Origin of the sequence: Streptomyces sp. NPDC059957, assembly GCF_042730015.1 — a bacterium.
In the GTDB taxonomy this organism is placed as follows: domain Bacteria; phylum Actinomycetota; class Actinomycetes; order Streptomycetales; family Streptomycetaceae; genus Streptomyces.
The window spans coordinates 62,601-89,295 of record NZ_JBHWMB010000011.1 but is presented as its reverse complement, the minus strand read 5'-3'; the positions used below and the strand labels follow the sequence as shown (position 1 = coordinate 89,295).

The window sequence follows — 26,695 nt, the reverse complement described above, 5'->3', positions numbered from 1 at the left end:
CGAGTGGAGTGATGAGGGGTGCCCCGGGGGCCCGGCCGCCGTCGCTGCGGGTGACCGGGTCCGGTGGGGTGGTGGGGTGTGCGGGACAGGGTGGGTCAGGGTGGGTCAGGGAGCGCGGCGGTCGCGGGCACCGAGACCTTCGTCGTCGGCGTCCGTCCACAGCGCACTGTCGTACGGGGTGTCCGGGACGCTGACCATCGCGCCCGCGCCGGGAGGCCGGGAGGCGGCCGGCGTCTGCCGCGCGACATCCCTCTCCAGCTGCTCCACCGAGCGGACCAGCTCGTTCAGGTTGCGCCGTACGGCGGTCAAATCGTCTTGCAGGGACATGATTTGCCCTCACTTCACCTTGGGTGCGGTGGCAACGCTCATGTGCGCCTGCGAGTGTCGCGCCTCCCGTCCCCGGTTGTGAAGGGACGTGCAGCGATTGCGGGCGCGCAGGCGCGAACTGTGCGCCCCTCCCTGCCCCCATTTTCATCCCTCTTACGGGGGAACGCCCGTCCGGAAAGCAAGCCGGATTGGTCCGCACGGGTGGGGTTCGCGGCGTGGCGGGGGTCGGCTGCGGTGGCTGTGGCGGGGTGTCGATTTCAGTGGGTTTCGGCACCCAGTGTGATCAGCTCCATATACCGCCGAACGTGATCGAAACATCCGCTTTCACGGCCCCCCACGCCCCGTCCCGGAGGTACCACCCATGTCCCAGAGAAGGCGCAGGTCCTTGGCGCTCCTGACCTCGGGAGTTCTTGCACTGCCGCTGCTCGCGGGCTGCGGCGCGGGTGAAGACGAGGGCGGCCCGGCCGCCGCCGGGCAGGACATCGCGGCCGCCACCCGCGACAAGGTCGCCGACGGCGGGGTGGTGCGGTGGGCCGTCGACTCCATGCCGGGCACCCTCAACGCCTTCCAGGCCGATGCGGACGCCACCACCAACCGGATCGCCGGGGCGGTGCTGCCCCAGCTGTTCGTGCTGGACGGCAAGGGGCGGCCGGTGGCCAACCCCGACTACCTGGAGAAGGCCGAGGTCGTAGAGCGGGAGCCCAAGCAGGTCGTCCTGTACAAGCTCAACCAGCAGGCGGTCTGGAGCGACGGCCGCGAGATCGGCGCCGCCGACTTCGTCGCCCAGTGGCGGGCCCTGAACGGCAAGGACTCCGCGTACTGGACGGCGCGCAACGCCGGCTACGACCGGATCGAGAAGATCGAGCGCGGCAAGACGGACCTGGAGGTCAAGGTCACCTTCGTCAGGCCGTACGCCGACTGGCGCTCCCTCTTCAGCCCCCTTTACCCCAAGCAGGTCACCGGCACCCCGGAGAGCTTCAACGAGGGGGCCCGGGGCGCCCTGAAGGTCACCGCGGGCCCCTTCGGTCTGGGCGCCATCGACAAGAAGACCGGTACGGCCTCGCTGACCCGCAACCCGCGCTGGTGGGGCAGCCCCGCCAAGCTCGACACCCTGGTCCTCACCGCGGTGCCCCGCTCCGAACGCCCGGCCGCGCTGGCCGCCGGCAAGCTCGACCTGGCGGAGATCGACCGCACCGGGGCCGACCGGATCGCCCTGGCCCGCCGCGCGGCGGCCAAGACCGACAAGGGCGCCGGAGGCGCGGGGGCCCACGGCCCCGCCGCCTCGGTGACGCCCGCGCAGGCCACCCTGTCGTGGGCGCTCGCCTTCGGACCGGACGAGGACAAGGCCCAGGAAGCCCAGGCCACCCGCCAGAAGCACGCGGAGGCGGTGAAGCGGTACGCCGAGGAGCAGAGCGCCCTGCGCGGCTTCACCGTCCGCAAGTCCCTGGAGCCCGCCTACACCCAGCTCGCCATGAACGGCGCGAGCGGCCCGCTCGCCGACGAGCGGGTGCGCCGCGCCGTGGCCCGCGCCCTGGACCGCCAGGCGCTCGCCGACATCGTCCTGAAGCCGCTGGGCCTGCCCGCGAAGCCGGTCGGCAGCCACCTCGCGCTCGCCGGGCAGCAGTCGTACGCCGACAACAGCGAGGCCCTGGGCGGCCAGGACACCCAGGCCTCGCAGGCCCTGCTCGCGGACGCCGGCTGGCGCCGGGGCGGCAAGCTCACCGCCCCGGCGGGCGCCAAGGCGGGCTCGGAGGCCGCCAAGGAGACGGACGACTCCAAGACCCCGGCGGTCCCGGCCGCGGGTCCGGGCACCGGGAACGACGGCCTCTACATCGTCGGCCAGGACGACGGGCGCAACGGAGACGGGCAGCCCGCTCAGGACGGGGAGATCGTCGACGCCGATGCCTTCGCCGAGAGCGGGCAGGGCGGGCAGGACGCCCCCTCCCCGGTGCTCGCCCCGGCCCCGTTCGCGGCCCTCCAGGAGCAGCACCTGCGCACCCAGGCCGAAGCGCAGTCCGAGGCCCGGGCCGACGCCGTGGACGACGGCAAGCGCAGCCCGGACCTGGACGCCGAAGCCGCCGCCGAACCGGCGGCCCAGGACGGGGCGAGCACCGCCCCGGCCCCCGCCAAGCAGGCCGTACGCACCTCCGGCAGCATGCTCGCCAAGGACGGCAAGCCGCTCGCCCTGCGCTTCGTCTTGCCGGCCGGCCCCGGCTCGGAGGCGCTGCGCACGGTGGGCGAGCGGATCTCGCAGATGCTCCGGAAGGTCGGCGTGCAGACCGAGCTGGTCAAGGTGCCCGACGAGAGCTTCTTCAAGGACCACATCGCCTCGGGCCAGTACGACCTGGCGCTCTACTCGTGGCCCGCGACCGCCTACCCGGCCACCGACGCCCGGCCCATCTTCGCCAAGCCGGAGCCGGCCGCCGACGGCTCGCTGCTGGTCGAACAGAACTACACCCGGGTCGGCACCGACCACATCGACCAGCTCTTCGACCAGGCGCTCGGCGAGCTGGACGAGGCGGCCTCGCGCGAGCTGATGCGCAAGGCGGACGCCCGGATCTGGGCCACGGCCGGCTCCATCCCGCTCTACCAGCGACCCGAGCTGGTCGCCGTGAAGCCCGGCCTGACCAACGCGGGCGCCTTCGGCCTCGGAGCCCCGCGCTACCAGGACATCGGCTGGAAGAAGGCGGCCGCGGGGAAGAAGAACGAGAAGAAGAAGTGATGACGAAGGGGTGCATCCGGGGTTGATTCGAAGGTCTCAAGCTCAGATGTGACTCAAGTCCCTTGCCCGCCGGATCACCGGCGGGCAGGGTCGTACACACCCATTGACCCGCGTGTTTACAGGCTTCATCCACGGTCGAGTCCCCCCACCCAGGACCCGTCCCCGCTCAGTCGTCCGGCCTCTTGACAGACCCCCCGGCAGGCGGTTCCCGCCAGCCGACGTACGATGGGGTAAGGCCGTGGCAGGTTTTCCGCCCGGTCGAGGCGCGCGTGCCGGACCGTACGCGTCGCCATCCACGATCCCGGGAGAAGCGCCGAAGTGCCCACGCGCCACGACATCCGTAACGTCGCCATCGTCGCCCACGTCGACCATGGCAAGACGACCATCGTCGATGCCATGCTCAAGCAGGCCGGTGCCTTCGCCGCCCACCAGCACCTCGACGACCGCATGATGGACTCGAACGACCTGGAGCGTGAGAAGGGCATCACGATCCTCGCCAAGAACACGGCGGTGAAGTACCACCCGAAGGACGGGTCGGCCCCGATCACGATCAACATCATCGACACCCCCGGCCACGCCGACTTCGGTGGTGAGGTCGAGCGCGGTCTGTCGATGGTGGACGCCGTCGTCCTGCTGGTGGACGCCTCCGAGGGTCCCCTGCCCCAGACCCGCTTCGTCCTGCGCAAGGCCCTGCAGGCGAAGATGCCGGTCATCCTCTGTATCAACAAGACGGACCGCCCGGACTCCCGGATCGACGAGGTCGTCAACGAGACGTACGACCTCTTCCTCGACCTGGACGCCGACGAGGACCAGATCGAGTTCCCGATCGTCTACGCCTGTGGCCGTGACGGCGTGGCCTCGCTGACCAAGCCGGAGGACGGCACCGTCCCCGCGGACAGCGACAGCCTGGAGCCCTTCTTCTCCACCATCCTGGCGCACGTCCCGGCCCCGGTGTACGACGAGGAGGCCCCCCTCCAGGCCCACGTCACCAACCTGGACGCGGACAACTTCCTCGGCCGCATCGCGCTGGTGCGCGTCGAGCAGGGCGAGCTCCGCAAGGGCCAGACCGTCGCGTGGATCAAGCGTGACGGCACCATCTCCAACGTCCGCATCACCGAGCTGATGATGACCGAGGCGCTCACCCGCAAGCCGGCCGAGGTGGCGGGCCCGGGTGACATCTGCGCGGTCGCCGGTTTCCCCGACATCATGATCGGCGAGACCCTGGCCGACCCGGAGAACCCGATCGCGCTCCCGCTGATCTCGGTCGACGAGCCGGCGATCTCGATGACCATCGGTACGAACACCTCCCCGATGGTCGGCCGCGGCGGCAGCGGCAAGGGCGCGGACGCCAAGTCCGCGGTCAAGGACCGTAAGGTCACCGCCCGCCAGGTCAAGGACCGTCTGGACCGCGAGCTGGTCGGTAACGTCTCGCTCCGCGTCCTCGACACCGAGCGTCCCGACGCCTGGGAGGTCCAGGGCCGTGGTGAGCTCGCGCTCGCCATCCTGGTCGAGCAGATGCGCCGCGAGGGCTTCGAGCTGACCATCGGCAAGCCGCAGGTGGTCACCCAGGTGATCGACGGCAAGGTGCACGAGCCGGTCGAGCGCATGACGGTCGACGTCCCCGAGGAGCACATGGGCGCGGTCACGCAGCTCATGGGCGTCCGCAAGGGCCGCATGGACAACATGTCGAACCACGGCTCCGGCTGGGTCCGCATGGAGTTCGTGGTTCCCTCCCGCGGCCTCATCGGCTTCCGTACCGAGTTCCTGACCGGTACGCGCGGCACCGGCATCGCCCACTCGATCCACGAGGGCCTCGAGCCGTGGTTCGGCCCGCTGGTGACCCGTAACAACGGTTCGCTGGTCGCCGACCGCTCCGGTTCGGTCACGCCGTTCGCGATGATCAACCTGCAGGAGCGCGGCGTCCTGTTCACCGAGCCCGGCACCGAGGTGTACGAGGGCATGATCGTCGGCGAGAACTCCCGCGCCGACGACATGGACGTGAACATCACCAAGGAGAAGAAGCTCACCAACATGCGTGCGGCTTCCGCGGACAACACCGAGAACGTGGTGCCCCCGCGCAGGCTCTCCCTGGAGCAGTCCCTGGAGTTCTGCCGCGACGACGAGTGCGTCGAGGTGACCCCCGAGGCCGTCCGCATCCGCAAGGTCGTCCTGGACCAGAAGGACCGCTCGCGCACCGCTTCGCGCGCCAAGTCCGGCAAGTAGTCGCGTAGGACCTAGGTCACACTTGGGTCCTGCCCGGTACGCGCTTTTGTGAACAGCCCCTGTCGTCACGGTCTCCGTGACGACAGGGGCTGTTCGCTTTTGTCAAGCGGATTGTTTCGGTCCGGTGTCCGCATACCGACCGTGACACTCCGGAAGAAGAGCTAACAGTCCGTTTCGTTCATGTCTGTCTCCTATCCGTTTGTCCGGATTTCGGGTTTTAGCCGTAGTGCGATGTTGTGAAAACGAGACCACTTAAGTGTGGTTTACGGTCAAGCAGTCCTTGAGGATGGCTCCATTGAGCTCGGGTCAATGGGTCACACGCTGTGGGGAGCGTCGACTCACGAGCACACTCGGGACACCGGTCCTATCGCCGTCAGGGGTGTCGGCGAAGCACACCTGTGTCCTTCACATCAGACAGTGGACTCATGAGGAGGAAACCCATGCGCGGTGCCAAGAGCGCCAAGTGGGTAGCGGGCGCGATTGTCGTCGCCCTGGCAGCGACTGCCTGTGGCGGCGGTGGCGGCAAGGAAGCCGGCGCCAAGGGTGAGGTTGACCCGAACGGCATCTTCTCGATCGAGGTGGGCGAGCCGGAGAAGCTCCTGCACCCGGCCGACACGATGGAGTCCAACGGCTCCATCGCGATGTCCGGTCTGTTCTCCCAGCTGGTCGACTACGACGCCGACGGCAAGCTCGTCATGGTGAACGCGGAGTCGGTCAAGACGGACGACAGCAAGCTGTGGACCGTCAAGCTGAAGCCGGGCTGGACCTTCCACGACGGCACCAAGGTGACCGCCGAGTCCTACGTCAAGGCGTGGAACTGGGCCGCGAACATCAACAACAAGCAGGGCAACGCGTCCTGGTTCGCCGACATCAAGGGCTTCGAGGCTCTTCACCCCGAGGCCGAGGGCGCCAAGCCCACCGCCGAGGCGCTCGAAGGCCTGAAGATCGTCGACGAGAACACCTTCACCATCGAGCTCGCGAGCGCGGTGCCCTACTTCGGGTACAAGCTCGGCTACGAGGTCTTCTCCCCGCTCGCCGCCTCGTTCTACGCGGACCCCGCGGCCGCCGGTGAGAAGCCGGTCGGCAACGGCCCGTACAAGTTCAAGTCGTGGGAGCACAAGAAGCAGATCGAGCTCACGCGCTTCGACGAGTACAAGGGCACCGACAAGGCGAAGAACGGTGGTGTGATCCTCAAGAACTACACCACCCTCGAGACCGCCTACGAGGACCTGAAGTCGGGCAACGTCGACGTCCTGCGTCAGATCGGCCCGAAGGACCTCCCGGTCTACCGTGCCGACCTCGGTGACCGCGCCGTGGACCAGGCGTACTCCGCCGTCCAGACGCTGGCCATCGCGTTCTACGCCGACCAGTGGAAGACCCCGAAGCAGGTCGACCCGAAGGTCATCCAGGGTCTGTCGAAGGCGATCGACCGCGACACCATCACCAAGACCGTGCTCCAGGGCACCCGCGAGCCGGCCACCGGCTGGGTCGCCAAGGGCGTCCTCGGCTACACGCCGACCGGTGCCGGTGACGTCACCAAGTTCGACCCGGCGGCGGCCAAGGCCCTCATCGCCGCGGGCGGCGGTGTCCCGAACAACGAGATCTTCATCCAGTTCAACTCGGATGGCGGTCACAAGGAATGGGTCGAGGCCGTCTGCGGCAGCATCACCCAGGCCACCGGCGTCAAGTGCACCGGTGACGCCAAGCCGGACTTCCAGGCCGACCTCCAGGCCCGCAAGTCCAAGCAGGTCAAGTCGATCTACCGCTCCGGCTGGGTCCTCGACTACCCGGTGAACGCCAACTTCATCAGCGACCTGTTCCGTACGGGCGCCGGCGGCAACCAGGGTGGCTTCACCAACCCCGAGCTCGACGCCAAGATCGCCAAGGCCGACAGCGCCGCGTCCCTCGACGAGGCGGTGAAGGCATACCAGGGCATCGAGAAGGAACTCGTCAACTACATGCCTTCCATCCCGCTCTGGTACTACAAGGTCAACGCGGGCTACTCCGAGAAGGTCCAGAACGTGAAGTACGCCCAGGACGGCGACCCGATCCTCGACCAGGTCGAGGTCAAGAAGTAAGTCCTACCGCGTAATTCCTTTCGACGGATGTGGGCCGGCGGGGAGCCGGCCCACATCCGGGCCTACATGCAGCGCCCGGGGGGCCCTTTCGCGACGCAGTGACGATTCGTCACGCGCGTGCGTGGCGAAAGGGCCCGTCCGGCTGCGCCTGCCGCATCTTCTACGGAGGCATGATGGGGCGCTATGTCGCACGACGACTGCTCCAGATGATCCCGGTCTTCTTCGGGACGACCCTGCTCATCTTTTTGATGGTGTACAGCCTGCCCGGCGACCCCGTGGCCGGTCTCTTCGGAGACAAGGGTGCGGACCCGGCAACACTGGCCGCCCTGCGTCACGAGCACGGCTTGGACCTGCCGATCTGGCACCAGTACTACAACTACATCACCAACATCCTGTTCCACTTCGACTTCGGATCCCAGATCCGCAGCGGACGTGAGATCACCGAAGTGATCGGTGCTGCCTTCCCGGTCACCCTGCGCCTCGCCTTCCTGGCGTTCGCCATCGAGATCGTCCTGGGCCTGACCCTCGGGATCCTCGCCGGCCTCAAGGCCGGCAAGCTGGTCGACAACCTGATCCTGGTTCTCACCCTGCTGATCATCTCGATGCCGGTGTTCGTCCTCGGCTTCATCGTCAAGTCGGTGTTCGCCTTCCAGCTCGGCTGGATCGCGCCGAACGTCAGCACCGAGGAGACCTGGGGCGAGCTGATCGCACCGGCGATCGTGCTCGGGTCGCTCTCGCTCGCCTACGTGGCCCGCCTGACGCGCACCTCGATGGCCGAGAACCTGCGCGCCGACTACGTGCGCACCGCCGTGGCCAAGGGCCTGCCCAAGCGCCGCGTCATCGGTGTGCACCTCATGCGCAATTCGATGATCCCCGTCGTCACCTTCCTCGGTACCGACATCGGCGCCCTGATGGGCGGCGCCGTCGTCACCGAGGGCATCTTCAACGTCAAGGGCGTCGGCGGTCTGATCTACGAATCGGTCGTCCGCCGCGAGGGACTGACGGTGGTCGGTGTCGTCACCGTCCTGGTCGTCGTCTACCTGATAGCCAGCCTGCTCGTCGACCTCCTCTACGCGGTCATGGACCCGAGGATCCGGTATGCCTGATCTGACCAAGACCGACATCGTGGCGGCCGAGACCTCCGCGGCGCCCGGCGCCCCGGTGGAGCCGGTGAAGGCCGAGAAGGCCCGCAGCCTCTGGGGTGACGCCTGGGCCGACCTGCGTCGCAACCCCTACTTCGTCGTCTCCTCGGCGCTGATCTTCGTACTCCTGCTGATCGCCGCCTTCCCGGGCTGGTTCACCAGCATCGACCCCACCAAGGGCGACCTGGTCAACCACTTCCTCGGCAAGCCGGAGCTGGCCAAGGTCGGTTCCCCCGAGTGGCTCGGCTGGGACGGTCAGGGGCGCAGTGTCTACGCGCGCCTCATTTACGGCACCCGCGCCTCGGTCATCGTCGCCATCGCCGTGACCGCGATCGTCACCGTGGTCGGCGCCATCACCGGCATGATCGCCGGCTACTTCGGCGGTGTCATCGACGCGATCATGTCGCGCGTCACCGACATCTTCTTCGGCATCCCGTTCCTGCTCGGCGCGATGGTCGTCCTCCAGGCCTTCACCGACCGCACGGTGTGGACGGTCGTCTTCGCCCTGGCCTTCCTCGGCTGGACACAGATCAACCGCGTCATGCGCGGCGCGGTCATCACCGTGAAGCAGGCCGACTACGTCCACGCCGCGAAGGCGCTGGGCGCCGGCACCTCCCGGATCCTGATCCGGCACATCCTGCCGAACGCCATGGCCCCGGTGATCGTGGTCGCCACGATCGCGCTCGGCGGTTACATCGCGGCGGAGGCCACCCTGTCCTACCTGGGCCTGGGCCTCGCGTCCCCGACCATCTCGTGGGGCGTGGACATCTCCGCAGGGTCTGCGCAGATCCGAGTGGCCCAGCACATCCTGCTGTACCCCTCGATCATGCTCAGCATCACCGTCCTCGCCTTCATCATGCTCGGCGAAGCGGTCCGCAACGCCCTCGACCCCAAGCTGCGCTGAGGAGGGCGTAAGTGATCACCATGGACAACACCTCCAGCCTTCCCTCCCCGCGTGACGGGGACCCGCAGACGCCGCTCCTCGAAGTGCGCGACCTGCACGTCGAGTTCCACACCCGCGACGGTGTCGCCAAGGCAGTCAACGGCGTCAACTACTCCGTGAGCGCCGGCGAGACCCTCGCCGTGCTCGGCGAGTCCGGCTCCGGCAAGTCCGTGACGGCCCAGGCCATCATGGGCATCCTCGACATGCCCCCCGGCAAGATCCCGCAGGGAGAGATCCTCTTCCGCGGCCAGGACATGCTCAAGATGAGCTTCGAGGAGCGGCGCAAGCTGCGCGGCCGGAAGATCGCCATGATCTTCCAGGACGCCCTGTCCTCCCTGAACCCGGTGCTCACCGTCGGCTACCAGCTGGGCGAGATGTTCCGCGTCCACGAGGGCATGTCGAAGAAGGACGCCCGGCTCAAGGCCATCGAGCTGATGGAGAAGGTCAAGATCCCGGCGGCGAAGGAGCGGGTCGACGACTACCCGCACCACTTCTCCGGCGGTATGCGCCAGCGCATCATGATCGCCATGGCGATCGCGCTGGAGCCCGACCTGATCATCGCGGACGAGCCGACCACGGCCCTGGACGTCACCGTCCAGGCCCAGGTCATGGACCTGCTCGCGGAACTCCAGCGGGAGCTCAACATGGGTCTGATCCTGATCACCCACGACCTCGGCGTGGTCGCCGACGTCGCCGACAAGATCGCGGTCATGTACGCCGGCCGGATCGTCGAGACCGCTCCGGTCCACGAGATCTACAAGCGCCCGGCGCACCCGTACACCCGGGGCCTGCTGGACTCGATCCCGCGCCTGGACCAGAAGGGCCAGGAGCTCTTCGCGATCAAGGGCCTGCCGCCGAACCTGCTGCGCCTGCCCACCGGCTGCTCGTTCAGCCCGCGCTGCCCCGCGGCGCAGGACATCTGCCGGTCCGAGATCCCCGCACTGCAGCCCGTCAGCGAGCAGGACGGCAGCGAGCTGGCCGGCCGTCACAGCGCCTGCCACTTCTGGAAGGAGCAGCTCCATGGCTGAGCTCACCAACGCCCCCGCACGGGAGCCGATCCTCCAGGTCCGCGGCCTGGTCAAGCACTTCCCGCTGACCCAGGGAATCCTGTTCAAGAAGCAGGTCGGCGCGGTCAAGGCGGTCGACGGGATCTCCTTCGACCTGTACCAGGGCGAGACCCTCGGCATCGTCGGCGAGTCCGGCTGTGGCAAGTCCACCGTCGCCAAGCTGCTGATGAACCTGGAACGCGCCACCGCGGGCGAGGTCTTCTACAAGGGCCAGGACATCACCAAGCTGTCCGGCCGCGCCCTGAAGGCCGTCCGCCGCAACATCCAGATGGTGTTCCAGGACCCGTACACCTCGCTGAACCCGCGCATGACGGTCGGCGACATCATCGGCGAGACCTACGACATCCACCCCGAGGTGGCCCCCAAGGGCGACCGGCGCCGCAAGGTGCAGGAGCTCCTGGACGTCGTCGGTCTGAACCCGGAGTACATCAACCGGTACCCGCACCAGTTCTCCGGCGGCCAGCGCCAGCGCATCGGCATCGCCCGCGGCCTCGCGCTCAACCCGGAGATCATCATCTGCGACGAGCCGGTCTCCGCGCTCGACGTGTCGGTGCAGGCCCAGGTCATCAACCTGATGGAGAAGCTGCAGGAGGAGTTCAACCTCTCCTACATCTTCATCGCGCACGACCTGTCGATCGTCCGGCACATCTCGGACCGCGTCGGCGTCATGTACCTCGGCAAGATGGCCGAGATCGGCACCGACGAGCAGATCTACGAGCACCCGACCCACCCGTACACCCAGGCACTGCTCTCCGCGGTGCCGGTGCCGGACCCGGCCGCCCGCGAGGGCCGCGAGCGGATCATCCTCACCGGTGACGTCCCCTCGCCGGCCAACCCGCCGTCGGGCTGCCGCTTCCGCACCCGCTGCTGGAAGGCCGAGGAGAAGTGCTCCGTGGAGGAGCCGCTGCTCGCCATCCCGGAGCGCTTCAAGGGCTCCAAGTCGCTGGCCGCGCACGAGTCGGCCTGCCACTTCGCGGAGGAGAAGGCCGTCCTGGCCGTCTGATCCCGCGTCGCACGAAGCACCGCCGGCGCCCGGTACCGGATCTCTCCGGTACCGGGCGCCCGCGCGTGCGCGGCGGGGCGCGCACGGGGCCGCGCGCCGCCCGCGCGGCCGACGCGCCGGGAAAAGCCGGTTGCGGGCCCGCCCGCGCCGGTCCGAGAGTGGTCCGATGAGCGACCTGCTGACCATGCGGCCCGCCGGGCCCTCGGACGCCGAGGACATCTGCGGCCTCCTCAACGCCGTCGACCTGATCGAGATCGGCCGCCCGGAAACCGACCTCGCCGCCGTCGAGGCCGACCTGAACCACCCCGACGTCGACCTCGCGAGGGACTCCTGGCTCGCCTTCGAGGGCGGCCGGCTGGTCGCCTACGCCCTGGTGTGGGCCGACTCGGGCCCGGGGCGCGTCGACTCCGAACACTACGTCCTGCCGGGGCACCGCGCCGCCGCCGTCCGGCTGCTGGAACTGATGGAGGTCCGGGCCCGCGAACTCGCCGCGGGCGCCCCGGACGCCTTCCTGCGGATCCAGCTCAACGTCGCGCCCACCCTCGACGCCGACCTGCTGCCGGGCCGCGGCTACCGCACCGTGCGCCGCTACCACGTGATGACCCGCGCCGTGGACCGGGCCGAGCTGCCCCCGGCCCCTCCCGTGGGGCTCACCCTTCGCCCCTGCGACGGCGACGAGGCGGAGCGCCGGCGCGCGCACGCCCTGATCGAGGAGACCTTCGCCGAGCACTTCGGCCACGTGGACCGCCCGTACGAACCCTGGCTGGACCACATCGACGGCCGGGGCCTGGACTGGTCGCTGGTGTGGATCGCGAGCCTGCCCGAGCTGGGCGACGTAGGCGTCCTGCTGACCCGCGACGACCGCACCAGCATGGGCTGGGTCAGTCACCTCGGCGTACGTCGGGAGGCGCGCGGCCGGGGCGTCGGCGGCTTCCTGCTGCGCCACGGCTTCGCCGCCCACGCGGCGCGCGGCCGCTCCACGGTGGGGCTCGGCGTGGACGTCGCCAACGAGACCGGGGCGCTCGCCCTGTACGAGGCGCACGGCATGGGGGTGCACTACGCCGTGGTCACCTGGGAGCTGGCGCTGTGACCCCGCGCCGGGAGCCCCCGCTGTGCACTCGCAGGGGTGACAGGCGGGCGGCGCGAGGGTGCAATCGGTCCAACGAGGAGTGTGCGGGACCCCACATAGGGTGACATTGGGCCCTAAGTGAGTCTTGGGATCCAGTAGGAGGCACTCCATGCGCGGAGCCACCCACGCCAAGTGGGCCGCATGTGCGGCGGCCGTCGCCCTCGCGGCGACCGCCTGCGGCGGCGGCGGAAGCGACAGCGGCGGAGGCGGCGCGGACGGCATCGTCAGCTCCTCGTGGGGTGACCCGCAGAACCCGTTGGAGCCCGCCAACACCAACGAGGTCCAGGGCGGCAAGGTCCTCGACATGATCTTCCGGGGGCTCAAGCGGTACGACCCCGAGACCGGTGAGGCGAAGAACTTCCTCGCCGAGAAGATCGAGACCACCGACAGCCAGAACTTCACGATCACGCTGAAGGACGGCTGGAAGTTCAGCAACGACGAGCCGGTCACCGCGCAGTCCTTCGTGGACGCCTGGAACTACGGCGCGGACGTCACCAAGAAGCAGAACAACTCGCCCTTCTTCTCCGACATCGTCGGGTACGCGGACGTCCACCCCGAGAAGGGCGACCCCAAGTCCAAGACCATGTCCGGCCTGGTCGTCAAGGACCCCAAGACCTTCACGGTCGCCCTCAAGGAGAAGTTCTCCACCTGGCCCGAGACCCTCGGCTACCAGGCGTTCTCCCCCCTGCCCAAGGCCTTCTTCACCGACCACGAGGCCTGGCTGAAGAAGCCCGTCGGCAACGGCCCGTACACGGTGGACTCGTACACCAAGGGCACCGGCATGAAGCTGCGCAAGTGGGACGCCTACGCGGGCGAGGACAAGGCGGTCAACGGCGGAGTGGACCTGAAGGTCTATACCGACAACAACACCGCCTACACCGACCTGATCTCCGGCAACCTCGACCTGGTCGACGACGTGCCCGCGCAGCAGCTCAAGAACGTCGCGAACGACCTCGGCGACCGCTACATCAACCAGCCGGCCCTCATCATCCAGACCCTCACCTTCCCGCTGTACGACCCGCAGTGGAGCAAGGAGGGCATGGAGAAGGTCCGCCGCGGCATCTCCATGGCGATCAACCGCGACGAGATCACCAAGCAGATCTTCCACGAGACCCGCACCCCGGCCAAGGACTGGACCTCACCGGCCCTCGGCGACAAGGGCGGCTTCTCCGCCACCGCCTGCGGCGAGGCCTGCTCCTTCAACCCCACCGAGGCCAAGAAGCTCATCCAGGAGGCCGGCGGCCTGCCCGGCGGCAAGGTCTCGCTGACCTCCAACGTGGACACCGGCTCGCACCGCGAGTGGATGGACGCCGTCTGCAACAGCATCAACAACACACTGGGCGAGGGCCCGGTCTGCACCGTCAACCCTATCGGCACCTTCGCCGACTTCAGGAACCAGCAGAGCAGCTTCAAGCTGACCGGCCCGTTCCGCTCCGGCTGGCAGGCCGACTACCCGCTGATCCAGAACTTCCTGGAGCCGCTCTACTACACGGGCGCCTCCTCGAACTACGGCAAGTTCAGCAACCCGGAGTTCGACAAGCTCATCGACGAGGCCAACCGCGAGAGCGACGCCACCAAGGCGACGGCCACGTTCCAGGAGTCGGAGAAGATCCTCGCCGAGCAGATGCCGTCGATCCCGCTCTGGTACCAGAACGGCAGCGCGGGCTACGGGGAGCGCGTCTCGGACGTGAAGCTCAACCAGTTCAGCGTCCCGGTGTACGACCAGATCAAGGTCAGCTGACCCGCCTTCGGATCGAACCTGGAGCAGTCCATGGGACGTTATGTGATCCGGCGACTGCTCCAGATGATCCCCGTGTTCATCGGCAGCACGTTCCTGATCTTCTTCATGGTGTACGCGCTCGGTGACCCGGTCGCAGCCCTCTTCGGCGACAAGGCCCCCGACCCCGCCACCGCCGCACGCATCCGCAAGGACCTCTACCTCGACCAGCCCCTGTGGAAGCAGTACCTGCACTACATGGGCCAGATCTTCCAGGGCGACTTCGGCACCGCCTTCAACGGCCAGAAGGTCACCGAACTCATGGCCTCGGCCTTCCCGGTGACCCTGCGCCTGACCATCGTCGCGATCGCCATCGAGATCGTCGTCGGCATCACCCTCGGCGTGATCAGCGGACTGAAGCGCGGCAGGTCCATCGACACCAGCGTGCTGGTGCTCACCCTCGTCGTCATCTCCGTGCCCACCTTCGTGACGGGCTACCTGCTCCAGTACCTCTTCGGCGTCAAATGGGGCTGGGTCCGGCCCACCGTCTCCCCGGACGCCCCCTTCAGCGAGCTGATCCTGCCCGGCATCGTGCTCGCCCTGGTCTCCCTCGCCTACGTCACCCGGCTCACCCGGACCTCCATCGCCGAGAACGTCAAGGCCGACTACGTCCGCACCGCCGTGGCCAAGGGCCTTCCCCGGCGCCGGGTCATCACCCGCCACCTGCTGCGCAATTCGCTGATCCCCGTGGTCACCTTCATCGGCACCGACATCGGCGCCCTGATGGGCGGCGCCATCGTCACCGAGCGGATCTTCAACATCCACGGCGTCGGCTACCAGCTCTACCAGGGCATCCTGCGCAACAACTCCCCGACGGTGGTCGGCTTCGTGACCATCCTCGTGATCGTCTTCCTGCTGGCGAACCTGCTCGTCGACCTGCTCTACGCGGTCCTGGACCCGAGGATCCGTTATGCCTGAGCCCGATCCCGAGCGCGCCGCCTACGATCCGCTGGGACCCGGCCCCCACGAGTCCATCGCCCCCACCGGCCAGGGGGGCGCCATGGATCTCGCCCTGGAAGAGGGGGAGTCACTGGAGAAGGAGCTCGGGGGAGCCCCCACGGGCCCCCAGGAGAAGGCCCGCTCCCTGTGGTCCGACGCCTGGCACCAACTGCGCCGCAACCCCGTCTTCATCGTCTCCACCCTGCTGATCCTCTTCCTCGTGGTCATCTCCATCTGGCCCCAGCTCATCGCGAGCGGCGACCCGCTCCAGTGCGACCTGTCCAAATCGCAGCAGGGCTCCTCCCCGGGCCACCCCTTCGGCTACGACACCCAGGGCTGCGACGTGTACACCCGTACCGTCTACGGGGCCCGCGCCTCCATCACCGTGGGCATCTGCGCCACGCTCGGCGCGGCCCTGCTCGGCTCCGCGCTCGGCGGGCTCGCCGGGTTCTTCGGCGGCTGGGGCGACTCGCTGCTCTCCCGGGTCGCCGACATCTTCTTCGGCATCCCCGTGGTCCTCGGCGGCCTGGTCTTCCTGTCCGTGGTCACCAGCACCACCGTCTGGCCCGTCGTCGGCTTCATCGTGCTGCTCGGCTGGCCCCAACTGGCCCGCATCGCCCGCGGCTCGGTCATCACCGCCAAACAGAACGACTACGTCCAGGCCGCGCGGGCGCTCGGCGCCGGCAACGGCCGGATGCTGCTGCGGCACGTGGCGCCCAACGCCATCGCCCCCGTCATCGTCGTCGCCACCATCGCGCTCGGCACCTACATCGCGCTGGAAGCCACCCTGTCCTTCCTCGGCGTGGGCCTGCGCCCGCCCACCGTCTCCTGGGGCATCGACATCTCCAACGCCGCCTCCCAGATCCGCAACGCCCCGCACATGCTGCTCTACCCGGCGGGCGCGCTCAGCATCACCGTGCTCGCGTTCATCATGCTCGGCGACGCGGTGCGCGACGCCCTCGACCCCAAGCTGCGCTGAGGAGCCCCGCACATGCTGCTCGAAGTGCGCGATCTGCACGTGGAATTCAAGACGCGGGACGGAGTCGCCAAGGCCGTCAACGGGGTCAACTACTCCGTGGCCGAAGGCGAGACCCTCGCCGTGCTCGGCGAGTCCGGCTCCGGCAAGTCGGTCACCGCCCAGGCCGTCATGGGCATCCTCGACATGCCGCCGGGCCGCATCGCGGGCGGCGAGATCCTCTTCAAGGGAAGAGACCTGCTGAAGATGAAGGAGGAGGAGCGCAGGAAGATCCGCGGCGCCGAGATGGCCATGATCTTCCAGGATGCCCTGTCCTCCCTCAACCCGGTCCTGAGCGTCGGCGCGCAGCTCGGCGAGATGTACGAGGTCCACCGCGGGATGTCCCGCAAGGACGCGCGGAACAAGGCCGTCGAGCTGATGGACCGGGTCAAGATCCCGGCGGCGCGGGAGCGGGTGGGGGACTACCCGCACCAGTTCTCCGGCGGCATGCGCCAGCGCATCATGATCGCCATGGCGATGGCCCTGGAACCCTCGCTCATCATCGCGGACGAGCCGACCACGGCCCTGGACGTCACCGTCCAGGCCCAGGTCATGGACCTGCTCGCGGAGCTCCAGCGCGAGCTCAACATGGGTCTGATCCTGATCACCCACGACCTCGGCGTGGTCGCCGACGTCGCCGACAAGATCGCGGTCATGTACGCCGGCCGGATCGTCGAGGCGGCCCCCGTCCACGAGATCTACAAGAACCCCGCCCACCCGTACACCCGCGGCCTGCTGGACTCCATCCCGCGCCTGGACCAGAAGGGCCAGGAGCTGTACGCCATCAAGGGCCTGCCGCCCAACCTGCTCGCCATCCCGCCCGGCTGCGCCTTCAACCCCCGCTGCCCGATGGCCCGGGCCGTCTGCCGCACCGACGTACCCCCGCTGGCCGAGGTCGGACCGGACCGCGCCAGTGCGTGCTTCTTCTGGAAGGAGTGCCTCGGTGGCTGAGTCCATCCTCGTGGTGGAGGACCTGGTCAAGCACTACCCGCTGACCCAGGGCATCCTCTTCAAGAAGCACGTCGGCGCCGTCAAGGCCGTCGACGGGGTCTCCTTCGACCTGCGGGCCGGAGAAACCCTCGGCATCGTCGGGGAGTCCGGCTGCGGCAAGTCCACCGTCGCCAAGATGCTGGTCAATCTGGAACGCCCGACGGCGGGCTCGATCACGTACAAGGGCGAGGACCTCGCCAAGCTCTCCGCCAAGGCCCTCAAGGCCGTCCGCCGCAACATCCAGATGGTGTTCCAGGACCCGTACACCTCGCTGAACCCGCGCATGACGGTCGGCGACATCATCGGCGAGCCCTACGAGATCCACCCCGAGGTCGCCCCCAAGGGCGACCGCCGCCGCAAGGTCCAGGAGCTCCTGGACGTGGTCGGCCTCAACCCGGAGTACATCAACCGGTACCCGCACCAGTTCTCCGGCGGCCAGCGCCAGCGCATCGGCATCGCCCGCGGCCTCGCCCTCCAGCCCGAGATCATCGTCGCCGACGAGCCCGTCTCCGCCCTCGACGTCTCCGTCCAGGCCCAGGTGGTCAACCTCCTGGAGCGCCTCCAGGACGAGTTCAACCTCTCCTACGTGTTCATCGCGCACGACCTCTCGATCGTCCGGCACATCTCCGACCGGGTCGGCGTCATGTACCTGGGCCGGATCGTCGAGATCGGCACCGACACCCAGATCTACGACCACCCCACCCACCCCTACACCCAGGCGCTGCTCTCCGCCGTCCCGGTCCCCGATCCGCAGGCCCGTGCGGGTCGCGAGCGGATCATCCTCTCCGGCGACGTCCCCTCCCCGGCCAACCCGCCCTCGGGCTGCCGCTTCCGCACCCGCTGCTGGAAGGCCCAGGAGCGCTGCGCCTCGGAGGTCCCGCTCCTGGAGATCCCGGCCTTCCTCCCGGGCGGCCCGACGGCCCACCCCTCGGCCTGCCATTTCGCATCCGAGCGGGCCGCCCTTCCGCCGGGACCGCGGTCGCAGCCGCCGACCAAGGAGTGAGCTCCGGGCCCCCTGCACCGCTCATTTCTCGCCACAGCTGCGAACCGCACCCGGTTTCCCCGCAACTCGGTTTACACGTAGGCAACTTGACCGTTTCTGTCCCGAGATCTGGGCCGGGCAGCCTGGGTCCGTGCGGCCGTGCGGGTGCCGACAGCCGGCCGGGGAGGCGTACAGCTTCCCCGGCCGGCACTCCTGTGACCCCGGACGTGCGCGGCGTGCGCCCCTCGTGCTGCCGGAATCGATCGATGAGGTGGTACGGATAGTTATGATCCGTAGCGCACGGTGGGTATGACTCTGCCGAGCACCGAGTTGCGAGTACGCGAACCCGATGTCCGCTCGACGTGGAGGTGAAACAGCCGTGGCACTATCGATCTCGGCCGTGGTGCTGCTGGCAGTCGTCGTCTTCCTGCTGGTCCGCCGTTCGGGCCTGAAGGCGGGTCACGCAGTGGTCTGTGTACTGCTCGGCTTCTACCTGGCGAGCTCGACCGTGGCTCCGACGCTCTCCCAGCTGACCTCCAACGTGGCGAGCATGATCAGCGGCCTCAAGTTCTAGCGGAGTTCCGGTTCCGGGGGCGGGGCCGCCGTTTCTCGTAGGGTGACCCCATGAACGGTCTTCCCGCCCGTCGGCTCCTGCTCGTGCACGCGCACCCGGACGACGAGTCGATCAACAACGGCGTCACCATGGCCAAGTACGCGGCCGAGGGCGTCCACGTCGCATTGGTGACCTGCACGCTCGGCGAGGAGGGTGAGGTCATCCCGCCCGACCTCGCCCACCTGACGGCCGACCGCGACGACACCCTCGGCGCCCACCGCGTCGGCGAGCTCGCCGAGGCCATGAAGGAACTGGGCGTGTCCGACCACCGCTTCCTCGGCGGCCCCGGCCGCTTCCGCGACTCCGGGATGATGGGCGCCGAACAGAACCGCCGGCCCGGCGCCTTCTGGTCCGCCGACGTGGACGAGGCCGCGGGGTACCTCGTAGAGGTGATCCGCGAACTGCGCCCCCAGGTCCTCGTCACCTACGACCCCAACGGCGGCTACGGCCACCCCGACCACATCCAGGCCCACCGCGTCGCCACCCGCGCCGCCGAACTGGCCGCGGAGCCCACCTACCGCCGTGACCTCGGCGCACCGCACGCCATCGAGAAGTTCTACTGGAACCGCGTCCCGCGCACGGTCGTCGAGGAGGGCTTCGCCCGGCTGCGCGAGGCCGGGAGCGAGGTGCCCTTCCCGGCGCCGGCCGCACCGGACGACGTGCCGGGCGTGGTGGCCGACGAGCGGATCACCGCCGAGATCGGCGGGGACGAGGCCGCGGAGCAGGCGTTCGTGGCCGCCAAGACCGCCGCGATGCGCGCCCACGCCACCCAGATCGCGGTGGACGGGCCCTTCTTCGCGCTCTCCAACGACCTGGCGCAGCCGCTGTTCACCCACGAGTACTACGAACTGGCCGCCGGCCGCCCGGGCGTCCCCGCGGGCGAGCGCGAGCGCGACCTCTTCGCGGGGGTGCGGGCATGACCGGCGCGTGGAACGGCGGGCGGATCGCCGCCCTGCTGGGCCTGTTGGCGGCGGGGGCGCTGACCGGCGTGGCCGGCTGGCTCGTCATCGACCTGTGGTTCCCGGGCGGACTGCTCCTCGCGCTCCTCGCGCTCTTCGGCCTGTTCCTCGGCGCCCGGATCGCGCTGGGCACCGGCATCGGGGTGGGAGCGGCCACCGCGGGCTGGTTCCTCGCCTACGTGATCCTCGGTGTGCCGCGTCCGGAGGGGGACTTCCTGCTCGGTTCGTCCGGAATCGGCATGTACGCCTACCTTTTGGGCGGAGTGGTGCTCGCTGTGATGTGCGCCACGATGGGCTTGCCGGGGAACCGGCCGGTTTCGGCCGCCGGGAACGCCAAGTGACGCGGCGTCGGCCGCGCGCGACGCCTTGACGAGCGCCTCGGCCGGTGCTCCCAAACCCCCCGACAGCTGCTCAGAGGGTGTGCGCCAGGGGCGCGCGGAAGATCAAGGGGAACCCTTCGTTCCCGGCGGTCGGGTGCGCGCGGGCGGCGGCCAGTATGGTGGACCGGCCGCCGAGCTGCCCGCGCACGCTATGACGGGCGGCGGAGCCGATCGGGAGAACCTGCCTTGAGCCGTGAAACTGACAGTCCGTCCTCCGGGCCCAACGGGCGCGGCGGAGCCGCCTACCCCTCGGGTACGCCGCCGTATGGATCAGGCCAGTATCCGTCCACGACAGTGCCCCCCGGTCCGGGCGCGGCGACCACCCCGGAGGAGAGTTCAGTGACCGCACCGCCCGCGAAGCCGTCCACACCCGATTCCGACGGGCCGAAGACGGAGACCCAGCTGACGACCCGGATCCGGATCAACATCCCGGGTTCGCGGCCGATTCCGCCCGTGGTCGTACGCCAGACCATGCCCGAAACCGAGCCGGAGCCCGAGCCCGCCCCCGCCCCGCCGGCCGCGCCCGAGCCGGGTCCCGGCGAGGAGACGGGCAGCAACTGGTTCGCACCGCGCAAGACGGGCACCGCACCCGCCCCGACACCCGCTCCGGCCCCGGGCCCCGGCCGGCCCGGCGGCCCGGCTCCGGCTCAGGCCGGCGGCCCCCGCTTCGACGGGCCCGCGCAGCAGGACTTCGCCCAGGGCCCGGCCGGGCCGCGCCCCGGCGCGCCGATGGGCCCCGGCCCGGGCGCGCCGATGGGCCCCGGCCCCGGTGCACCGATGGGCTCCCGCCCCGGTGGTCCGGGACCCGCCCCGGCTCAGGCCGGCGGCCCGCGCTTCGACGGGCCCGCGCAGCAGGGCTTCGCCCAGGGCCCGGCCGGGCAGCACCCCGGCGCGCCCATGGGCCCCGGCCCCGGCGGCCCCGGCGTCGGCGCCGGGCAGGGCGCCGGCTACCCCGCACCCCCCGCCGGACCCGGCGGTCCCCGTCCGGGTGGCCCCGCGGGCCCCGCGCAGGGCCCCGGTCCCGCCGGGCGTCCCGTGCCGCAGCCCGGCCCCGGAGCCGCCTACGGTCCCGGCTCCGGCCCCGTCACCCAGGCCATGGGCGCCCCCGCCCCGCCCGCTCCGGCCTGGCCCGGCCCGGGACCCGGCACCGGCCGCGGCCCGGACGGGCCGACCGGCGGGCCCGCACTGGGCTCCGTACCGGAGCCGAGCTGGCCCGGACCCGAGCTGGACCCGGCCCGGCACCCGCAGCCCGCGCCCGCCCCGGCGCCCGCGAACAAGGCCAAGGCCCCCGCGCCGGCCCCGGCGAGGCCCGCCAAGAAGGGCCGCAACAAGCTGGTCCTGCTCGGCGGAGCCCTCTTCACGCTGTTCGGCGTGGCCTACGGAGCCGGTCTGCTGCTCAACCACTCCGACGTGCCCAAGGGCACCACGGTCATGGGCACCGACATCAGCGGCAGCCGCGACGAGGCCGTCGCCAAGCTCCAGAGGTCCTTCGGCAACCGCGCCACCACCCCGCTCCGGTTCACCATCGGCGGCAAGCCGGCCGAGCTGAAGCCGGAGAAGGCCGGCCTGAGCCTGGACAGTCAGACCACCGTCCGCAACGCGGCGGGCAGCGATTACAACCCCGTCACGGTCATCGGCTCCCTGTTCGGCAGCGAGCGCAAGGCTGAGGCCGTCCTGCCCACCGACGAGGAGAAGCTGCGGGTCGCCCTCCAGGAGCTCGCCGGCACCGCCGGCTCCGTCACCGAGGGCACCATCACCTTCGACACCGGCAAGGCCCTCGCCGTCCCCGGCAAGCCCGGTTCCACGCTCGATGTGGACGCCTCCGTCGGCATGGTCACCAAGGCCTTCCACGACATGGTCGCCGGCGGCAAGGCCACCCCGGTCGACCTCCCGGTCGCCACCAAGGACCCGGTCGTCGACCAGGCCGAACTGGACCGGGCGATGAAGGAGTTCGCCCAGCCCGCGATGTCGGCACCGGTCCTCGTCAAGGCGGGCGGCAAGTCCATCCCCCTCGGCGCCAAGTCCCTGCCGAAGATCCTGAGCATGCAGGCGGTGGACGGCCACCTCGTCGAGAAGTACGACCTGGAAGCCCTCAAGACGGCCTACGGGAACACCTTCGACGGAGTCCTCATCATGCGCGGCACCGGCGAGAAGACCGCCGTCACCCCGCAGGACGTCGCCGGAGTCCTGGGCAAGGCCCTGCGCGGCAAGACCACCGCCGAGCGCACCGCGGTCATCGCCACCAACCCGAGCTGACCCCACACGCCCAGGAGCCCCTTCCCCGAACACGGGGGAGGGGCTCCGGTGGTTTCAGCCGTCCGGCGTTCGAGGACCGGGGTCTGGGGCGGAGCCCCAGGTCTTTTCAGCCCGTCCGGCGTTTGAGGACCGGGTCAGGGCCGGCCCTGGGAACGGTGGAAGGGCGGGTCGGGGAACTTCGCCCCGCGCAGCGGCAAAGGGCCCCACGCGGACTTCGCCCCGCGCAGCGGCAAGCCATCAGACGGGCTAGTTCAGCAGGGCCCGCGCGGCCATCGCCTCGGCACGAATCCGCACCGCCGACGGCGGATCGATCACGTCCACCACCACCGCGTAGGCCTCCATCTCCGCCGCCCCCGCCACGAACTCCCCCCGCTCCACCAGCAGCTTCGCCCGCTCGTACCGCAACGCCGCAGGATGCGAGGGCAGCAGCAGCGCCAGATCCAGCGCCCACAGCGCCACCCCCGAGTGCTCGGGCCGCGACGAGGCCCACGCCCGGATGTTGTTCAGGATCCGCAGCACGATGTCCATGGTCCGCGCCGGGGTCCGCGGCCCCGCCGCCAGCTCCGCCGGCCCCGCGCCGAGCGAGGCGCCCCCGGCGAAGGGGTCGACGACCACACCCTCCTCCGGATCCCCGAAACCCACCACGAAGTGCCCCGGCAGGGCCAGCCCGTACACCGGGGCCCCGGCCCGCCGGGCCACCTCCAGCCAGACCACGGACAGCAGGATCGGCAGCCCCCGGCGCCGCCGCAGCACCTCGTGCAGGAGCGAGGACGAGAGCCGGTCGTAGTCGGCCGGCGTCCCGTGGAACCCCATCCGCACGCCCAGCAGTTCACTCACCGCCGAGGCCCAGGCACGCGCGCCCCGCAGCCCGTACGGCAGCATCCCCGCCAGCCGGTCCAGCTCGATCTGCGCCCAGTCCATGGCCCGTTCGTCGAGCTCCGGGTCCCCCTCCGCGGCCAGCAGCAGGCACAGCACGGCCAGGTCGGGCCGCTCCGCCCGCGCCTCGGCGGCGAACCGCTCCCGCCAGAGCGAGGTCACGCCGCCACCCGGCGGTAGTGGTGGTAGGAGTGGTGCGTCCCGAAGCCCATCCCCTCGTACAGCGCCCGCGCACCGGTGTTGTCGGCCTCCACCTGGAGCCAGGCCGCCGAAGCCCCCTCCTCCAGCGCGCGCCGGGCCAGCGCCGCCATCACGGCCGAGGCGAGGCCGCGGCGCCGGTGCTCCGGGTCGACCTCGACGGCACCGAACCCGGCCCACCGGCCGTCCACCACGAGCCGCCCGATCGCCCGGCCGGGCACCGTCGCGAACCACACCGAGGGGCCCGCCGTCAGCACCCGGCGGGCCGTCTCGGGGTCCTTCACCCGCCCGTAGCGGGAGAGCCACTCCTCGTCCGGAGCGCGGGTCAGCCGTACGCCCGCGACGACGGACTCGTCCAGGTCCAGGTCCCCGACCGCCGCCAGAGCGCCGACCCGGACCTCCGCCGACACCTCGCGGACCCAGCCCCGGTCCTCCAGCTCCGCGCACAGCAGCTCCTGCGTGCCGGCGGCGCCCGTGGCGGTCTGGACGTAGGCCGGAAGATCACGCTGCGCGTACCAGGAGGTCACTCGCGCGAGTGCATCGTCCAGCGGCGTCCCGGGATCGCCGAGCGGCAGTACGGAGTTGGCGCGGCGGGTGAATCCGCCGGCCGCGCGCAGCGTCCACTCGCCCAGCGGCTCGCTCTCCAGCGGCACCCAGGCCCGTGCGCAGACCCGCGCGAGCTCCTCGAAGGAGGCCGCGGGACCCCTGCGCCGGGCCGGGGCGGCCGGTACGACCTTGCCCGCCACCAGCGAGGATTCCGCGATGCGGACGGACTCGCCGGTCTTTCGTGTGATCGTCACCACACCCGAGTCCCAGGATGTGAGAACCCCTACCGTGTCCGTGAAACAGGGGGCTCCGGCCGAGCCGTGCTCCACCCGTCGCACAGAGACACGTTTACCCACGTCAGCGGGTGTAATCCGGATCTCCAGCCGTCCACCGGCAGTGATTTCCACAGCTCTGTCCGCCCCTCCTGTTCGGATCGTGCCCGGGAACGGAGATACTAGAGGCGGGCATCGACGACGCCGCGCTCCCGCGCGATATGGAAAGCCCTTATGAGGAGGAACGAGAGCGTGACCTACGTCATCGCGGAGCCTTGTGTCGACGTCAAGGACAAGGCATGCATCGAAGAGTGCCCCGTCGACTGCATCTACGAGGGCCAGCGGTCCTTGTACATCCACCCGGACGAGTGCGTCGACTGTGGTGCGTGTGAGCCGGTCTGCCCGGTCGAGGCCATCTTCTACGAGGACGACACTCCGGAGGAGTGGAAGGACTACTACAAGGCGAACGTCGAGTTCTTCGACGAGCTCGGTTCGCCCGGTGGTGCTTCCAAGCTCGGTCTGATCGAGCGCGACCACCCCTTCGTCGCAGCGCTGCCCGCCGGCATCAACGGCGAGCACTGACCTTTCAGGCAGACGCGCCCCTCGGTCCCGTACGGCCTTCCGCCGCACGGGACCGACGTGTTTTCCGACCCGCGCACACCAGCACTCAGAGAGAGCAGAGACCACCGTGGCCGCAGTATCCGACCGTCTTCCCGCCTTCCCCTGGGACAAGCTGGAGCCGTACAAGGCCACGGCGGCGGCCCACCCGGACGGCATCGTCGACCTCTCCGTCGGCACCCCCGTCGACCCGGTGCCGGAGCTGATCCAGCGCGCCCTGATCGAGGCCGCGGACTCCCCGGGCTATCCCACGGTGTGGGGCACCCCCGCCCTGCGCGACGCGATCACCGGCTGGGTGCGCGGCCGCCTCGGCGCGAGCACCGCCGGACACCGCAACGTCCTGCCGGTGGTCGGCTCCAAGGAGCTGGTGGCCTGGCTGCCGACCCAGCTGGGCCTCGGCGCCGGGGACCAGGTGGCCTACCCCCGCCTCGCGTACCCGACGTACGAGGTCGGCGCGCGGCTGTGCGGCGCCGAGCCGGTGGTCTACGACGACCCGACCACCGATCTCGACCCGGCCCGCGTGAAGCTGCTGTGGCTCAACTCCCCGTCCAACCCCACCGGCAAGGTCCTCCCCAAGGAGGAGCTCGCACGGATCGTGGCCTGGGCGCGCGAACACGGCATCCTGATCTTCAGCGACGAGTGCTACCTCGAACTGGGCTGGGAGGCCGAGCCCGTCTCCGTCCTGCACGACGAGGTCTGCGGGGGCTCGTACGAGGGCATCGTCGCCGTCCACTCGCTGTCCAAGCGGTCCAACCTGGCCGGCTACCGGGCGGCCTTCATCGCCGGTGACGCCGAAGTCCTGGGCGAGCTGCTCCAGATCCGCAAGCACGGCGGCATGATGACCGCGGCCCCCGTGCAGGCGGCCACGGTGGCGGCCCTGGGCGACGACGTACACGTCGAGGAGCAGCGGGTGCGCTACGCGGCCCGCCGCGAGGCGCTGCGCACGGCCCTGGAGGCGCACGGCTTCCGCGTCGAGCACAGCGAGGCCAGCCTGTACCTGTGGGTGACCCGGGACGAGCCCTGCTGGGACACGGTCGCCCACCTGGCCGAGCTCGGCATCCTGGTCGCGCCCGGCGACTTCTACGGCGAGGCGGGAGCACACTTCGTCCGCGTGGCCTTCACGGCCACGGACGAGCGCGTCGGGGCGGCGGCCAAGCGGCTGGCGCCGTAGCCGCCACCGTCTGCGTCCACCGTCTGCGCCTGCGCCCGCGCCGATGGACGCGCGGACAGCCCGAGGGGCCCGGGAGTTCGTGCTCCCGGGCCCCTCGGCGTTCATGGCGGTGGCTGCTAGCCGAGGCCGGGCAGCCCGCCCGGGAGACCGCCGGGCAGGCCGCCCGGAAGCCCGCCGCCGGCGAGCGGCAGCCCCGCCAGCAGGCTGCCCGCGGCGCCGGTCACCTCGTCGGCGGGCGCGGGCGCCGGCAGGGTGGAGGCATCGGTGGCGGTGTCGCCCGCGGCGGCGACCGTCGCGTCCGGCGCGGTGAGCGCGCCCAGCTGCGGCACGGACTCCAGGCCCGCGGCGCTGGCCGCGCCGGCCGCACCGACCACGGGCGCTGCCCCGGCTGCGAGGAGCAGCGCGGCACGGGCGATCCGACGGGTCAGGGGGAGGGACATGTTGCTCCTAAGCGGTAGCGGCTGAGTAC

23 protein-coding genes are annotated in these 26,695 nt (G+C 70.2%); 19 read left to right on the top strand and 4 right to left on the bottom strand.

Going from position 1 to position 26,695, the window contains the following annotated elements; translation table 11 throughout:
- Window positions 1-105: 105 nt before the first annotated feature.
- Complete coding sequence (locus tag ACFWBW_RS10300) at window positions 106-327, bottom strand: hypothetical protein (RefSeq protein WP_385370265.1); 222 nt, start codon at window positions 325-327, stop codon at window positions 106-108.
- Window positions 328-688: 361 nt separating this feature from the next.
- Here ACFWBW_RS10300 and ACFWBW_RS10295 point away from each other — a divergent pair, with 361 nt between their 5' ends.
- The 17 genes from ACFWBW_RS10295 to ACFWBW_RS10215 all read left to right on the top strand — a co-directional run bounded on the left by ACFWBW_RS10295 (window position 689) and on the right by ACFWBW_RS10215 (window position 22,545).
- Window positions 689-3,049: an ABC transporter family substrate-binding protein gene (locus ACFWBW_RS10295; RefSeq protein WP_385370263.1), complete on the top strand. Its 2,361-nt coding sequence runs from the start codon at window positions 689-691 to the stop codon at window positions 3,047-3,049.
- A 318-nt stretch (window positions 3,050-3,367) separates the two neighbouring features.
- Window positions 3,368-5,272, top strand: a complete 1,905-nt coding sequence (typA, locus tag ACFWBW_RS10290) for a translational GTPase TypA (RefSeq protein WP_266904846.1) — start codon at window positions 3,368-3,370, stop codon at window positions 5,270-5,272.
- 440 nt (window positions 5,273-5,712) lie between these two features.
- On the top strand, window positions 5,713-7,350 hold the full coding sequence (locus ACFWBW_RS10285) for an ABC transporter substrate-binding protein (protein ID WP_385370261.1): 1,638 nt from the start codon (window positions 5,713-5,715) through the stop codon (window positions 7,348-7,350).
- 173 nt (window positions 7,351-7,523) lie between these two features.
- Window positions 7,524-8,456, top strand: coding sequence for an ABC transporter permease (locus ACFWBW_RS10280; protein WP_385370353.1), 933 nt, complete (start codon window positions 7,524-7,526; stop codon window positions 8,454-8,456).
- Window positions 8,449-9,396, top strand: a complete 948-nt coding sequence (locus tag ACFWBW_RS10275; RefSeq protein WP_385370259.1) for an ABC transporter permease — start codon at window positions 8,449-8,451, stop codon at window positions 9,394-9,396. The genes ACFWBW_RS10280 and ACFWBW_RS10275 overlap by 8 nt, the downstream gene beginning before the upstream one ends.
- Before the next feature lie 20 nt (window positions 9,397-9,416).
- The gene (locus ACFWBW_RS10270; protein ID WP_385370351.1) at window positions 9,417-10,463 is read left to right on the top strand and encodes an ABC transporter ATP-binding protein; all 1,047 of its coding nucleotides are present in this window, start codon (window positions 9,417-9,419) and stop codon (window positions 10,461-10,463) included.
- Entirely contained in the window at window positions 10,456-11,505 is a 1,050-nt protein-coding gene (locus ACFWBW_RS10265) for an ABC transporter ATP-binding protein (RefSeq protein WP_385370257.1), read from the top strand. The genes ACFWBW_RS10270 and ACFWBW_RS10265 overlap by 8 nt, the downstream gene beginning before the upstream one ends.
- 166 nt (window positions 11,506-11,671) lie before the next feature.
- Window positions 11,672-12,595 (top strand): GNAT family N-acetyltransferase, encoded by a 924-nt coding sequence (locus ACFWBW_RS10260; RefSeq protein ID WP_385370255.1) that lies wholly within the window; start codon window positions 11,672-11,674, stop codon window positions 12,593-12,595.
- A 148-nt stretch (window positions 12,596-12,743) separates the two neighbouring features.
- Window positions 12,744-14,375: an ABC transporter substrate-binding protein gene (locus ACFWBW_RS10255; protein ID WP_385370253.1), complete on the top strand. Its 1,632-nt coding sequence runs from the start codon at window positions 12,744-12,746 to the stop codon at window positions 14,373-14,375.
- A 30-nt stretch (window positions 14,376-14,405) separates the two neighbouring features.
- Window positions 14,406-15,329, top strand: coding sequence for an ABC transporter permease (locus tag ACFWBW_RS10250; protein ID WP_385370251.1), 924 nt, complete (start codon window positions 14,406-14,408; stop codon window positions 15,327-15,329).
- Window positions 15,322-16,329 carry an ABC transporter permease gene (locus ACFWBW_RS10245; RefSeq protein WP_385370249.1) on the top strand — a complete coding sequence of 336 codons (1,008 nt, stop codon included), beginning with the start codon at window positions 15,322-15,324 and terminating at the stop codon, window positions 16,327-16,329. Before ACFWBW_RS10250 ends, ACFWBW_RS10245 begins: the two co-directional genes overlap by 8 nt.
- Window positions 16,330-16,341: 12 nt before the next feature.
- The gene (locus ACFWBW_RS10240) at window positions 16,342-17,316 is read left to right on the top strand and encodes an ABC transporter ATP-binding protein (RefSeq protein WP_385370247.1); all 975 of its coding nucleotides are present in this window, start codon (window positions 16,342-16,344) and stop codon (window positions 17,314-17,316) included.
- Window positions 17,309-18,358: an ABC transporter ATP-binding protein gene (locus ACFWBW_RS10235; protein WP_385370245.1), complete on the top strand. Its 1,050-nt coding sequence runs from the start codon at window positions 17,309-17,311 to the stop codon at window positions 18,356-18,358. Before ACFWBW_RS10240 ends, ACFWBW_RS10235 begins: the two co-directional genes overlap by 8 nt.
- Before the next feature lie 358 nt (window positions 18,359-18,716).
- Window positions 18,717-18,911, top strand: a complete 195-nt coding sequence (locus ACFWBW_RS10230; protein WP_266904827.1) for a hypothetical protein — start codon at window positions 18,717-18,719, stop codon at window positions 18,909-18,911.
- 50 nt (window positions 18,912-18,961) lie between these two features.
- The gene (gene mshB / locus ACFWBW_RS10225) at window positions 18,962-19,870 is read left to right on the top strand and encodes an N-acetyl-1-D-myo-inositol-2-amino-2-deoxy-alpha-D-glucopyranoside deacetylase (RefSeq protein ID WP_385370243.1); all 909 of its coding nucleotides are present in this window, start codon (window positions 18,962-18,964) and stop codon (window positions 19,868-19,870) included.
- On the top strand, window positions 19,867-20,250 hold the full coding sequence (locus ACFWBW_RS10220) for a DUF6113 family protein (protein ID WP_385370241.1): 384 nt from the start codon (window positions 19,867-19,869) through the stop codon (window positions 20,248-20,250). The genes mshB and ACFWBW_RS10220 overlap by 4 nt, the downstream gene beginning before the upstream one ends.
- Window positions 20,251-20,628: 378 nt before the next feature.
- Entirely contained in the window at window positions 20,629-22,545 is a 1,917-nt protein-coding gene (locus tag ACFWBW_RS10215; RefSeq protein WP_385370239.1) for a hypothetical protein, read from the top strand.
- Window positions 22,546-22,791: 246 nt separating this feature from the next.
- On the opposite strand, the gene ACFWBW_RS10210 is transcribed toward ACFWBW_RS10215, so the two are convergent.
- Both ACFWBW_RS10210 and ACFWBW_RS10205 read right to left on the bottom strand, forming a co-directional pair.
- Window positions 22,792-23,583, bottom strand: a complete 792-nt coding sequence (locus ACFWBW_RS10210) for a tetratricopeptide repeat protein (protein WP_385370237.1) — start codon at window positions 23,581-23,583, stop codon at window positions 22,792-22,794.
- Complete coding sequence (locus tag ACFWBW_RS10205) at window positions 23,580-24,572, bottom strand: GNAT family N-acetyltransferase (RefSeq protein WP_385370235.1); 993 nt, start codon at window positions 24,570-24,572, stop codon at window positions 23,580-23,582. Before ACFWBW_RS10205 ends, ACFWBW_RS10210 begins: the two co-directional genes overlap by 4 nt.
- Before the next feature lie 117 nt (window positions 24,573-24,689).
- Here ACFWBW_RS10205 and fdxA point away from each other — a divergent pair, with 117 nt between their 5' ends.
- Entirely contained in the window at window positions 24,690-25,019 is a 330-nt protein-coding gene (fdxA, locus tag ACFWBW_RS10200; protein ID WP_030011906.1) for a ferredoxin, read from the top strand.
- Between the two features lie 106 nt (window positions 25,020-25,125).
- Window positions 25,126-26,226 carry a succinyldiaminopimelate transaminase gene (gene dapC / locus ACFWBW_RS10195; protein ID WP_385370232.1) on the top strand — a complete coding sequence of 367 codons (1,101 nt, stop codon included), beginning with the start codon at window positions 25,126-25,128 and terminating at the stop codon, window positions 26,224-26,226.
- A 116-nt stretch (window positions 26,227-26,342) separates the two neighbouring features.
- Here the strand turns inward: dapC and ACFWBW_RS10190 are convergent, their stop codons facing one another.
- Window positions 26,343-26,666, bottom strand: a complete 324-nt coding sequence (locus ACFWBW_RS10190; protein ID WP_385370231.1) for an ATP-binding protein — start codon at window positions 26,664-26,666, stop codon at window positions 26,343-26,345.
- Window positions 26,667-26,695: the final 29 nt, after the last annotated feature.

Excerpts from the sequence above, each read along its gene's own strand:
- ACFWBW_RS10265 (WP_385370257.1), top strand. The coding sequence starts at position 10,456 with ATGGCTGAGCTCACCAACGCCCCCGCACGGGAGCCGATCCTCCAGGTC.
- ACFWBW_RS10280 (WP_385370353.1), top strand. The coding sequence starts at position 7,524 with ATGGGGCGCTATGTCGCACGACGACTGCTCCAGATGATCCCGGTCTTC.
- ACFWBW_RS10240 (WP_385370247.1), top strand. The coding sequence starts at position 16,342 with ATGCTGCTCGAAGTGCGCGATCTGCACGTGGAATTCAAGACGCGGGAC.
- ACFWBW_RS10260 (WP_385370255.1), top strand. The coding sequence starts at position 11,672 with ATGAGCGACCTGCTGACCATGCGGCCCGCCGGGCCCTCGGACGCCGAG.
- ACFWBW_RS10300 (WP_385370265.1), bottom strand. The coding sequence starts at position 327 with ATGTCCCTGCAAGACGATTTGACCGCCGTACGGCGCAACCTGAACGAG.
- ACFWBW_RS10295 (WP_385370263.1), top strand. The coding sequence starts at position 689 with ATGTCCCAGAGAAGGCGCAGGTCCTTGGCGCTCCTGACCTCGGGAGTT.
- mshB (WP_385370243.1), top strand. The coding sequence starts at position 18,962 with ATGAACGGTCTTCCCGCCCGTCGGCTCCTGCTCGTGCACGCGCACCCG.
- ACFWBW_RS10245 (WP_385370249.1), top strand. The coding sequence starts at position 15,322 with ATGCCTGAGCCCGATCCCGAGCGCGCCGCCTACGATCCGCTGGGACCC.
- ACFWBW_RS10270 (WP_385370351.1), top strand. The coding sequence starts at position 9,417 with ATGGACAACACCTCCAGCCTTCCCTCCCCGCGTGACGGGGACCCGCAG.
- ACFWBW_RS10255 (WP_385370253.1), top strand. The coding sequence starts at position 12,744 with ATGCGCGGAGCCACCCACGCCAAGTGGGCCGCATGTGCGGCGGCCGTC.
- ACFWBW_RS10275 (WP_385370259.1), top strand. The coding sequence starts at position 8,449 with ATGCCTGATCTGACCAAGACCGACATCGTGGCGGCCGAGACCTCCGCG.
- ACFWBW_RS10250 (WP_385370251.1), top strand. The coding sequence starts at position 14,406 with ATGGGACGTTATGTGATCCGGCGACTGCTCCAGATGATCCCCGTGTTC.
- ACFWBW_RS10285 (WP_385370261.1), top strand. The coding sequence starts at position 5,713 with ATGCGCGGTGCCAAGAGCGCCAAGTGGGTAGCGGGCGCGATTGTCGTC.
- ACFWBW_RS10220 (WP_385370241.1), top strand. The coding sequence starts at position 19,867 with ATGACCGGCGCGTGGAACGGCGGGCGGATCGCCGCCCTGCTGGGCCTG.
- ACFWBW_RS10190 (WP_385370231.1), bottom strand. The coding sequence starts at position 26,666 with ATGTCCCTCCCCCTGACCCGTCGGATCGCCCGTGCCGCGCTGCTCCTC.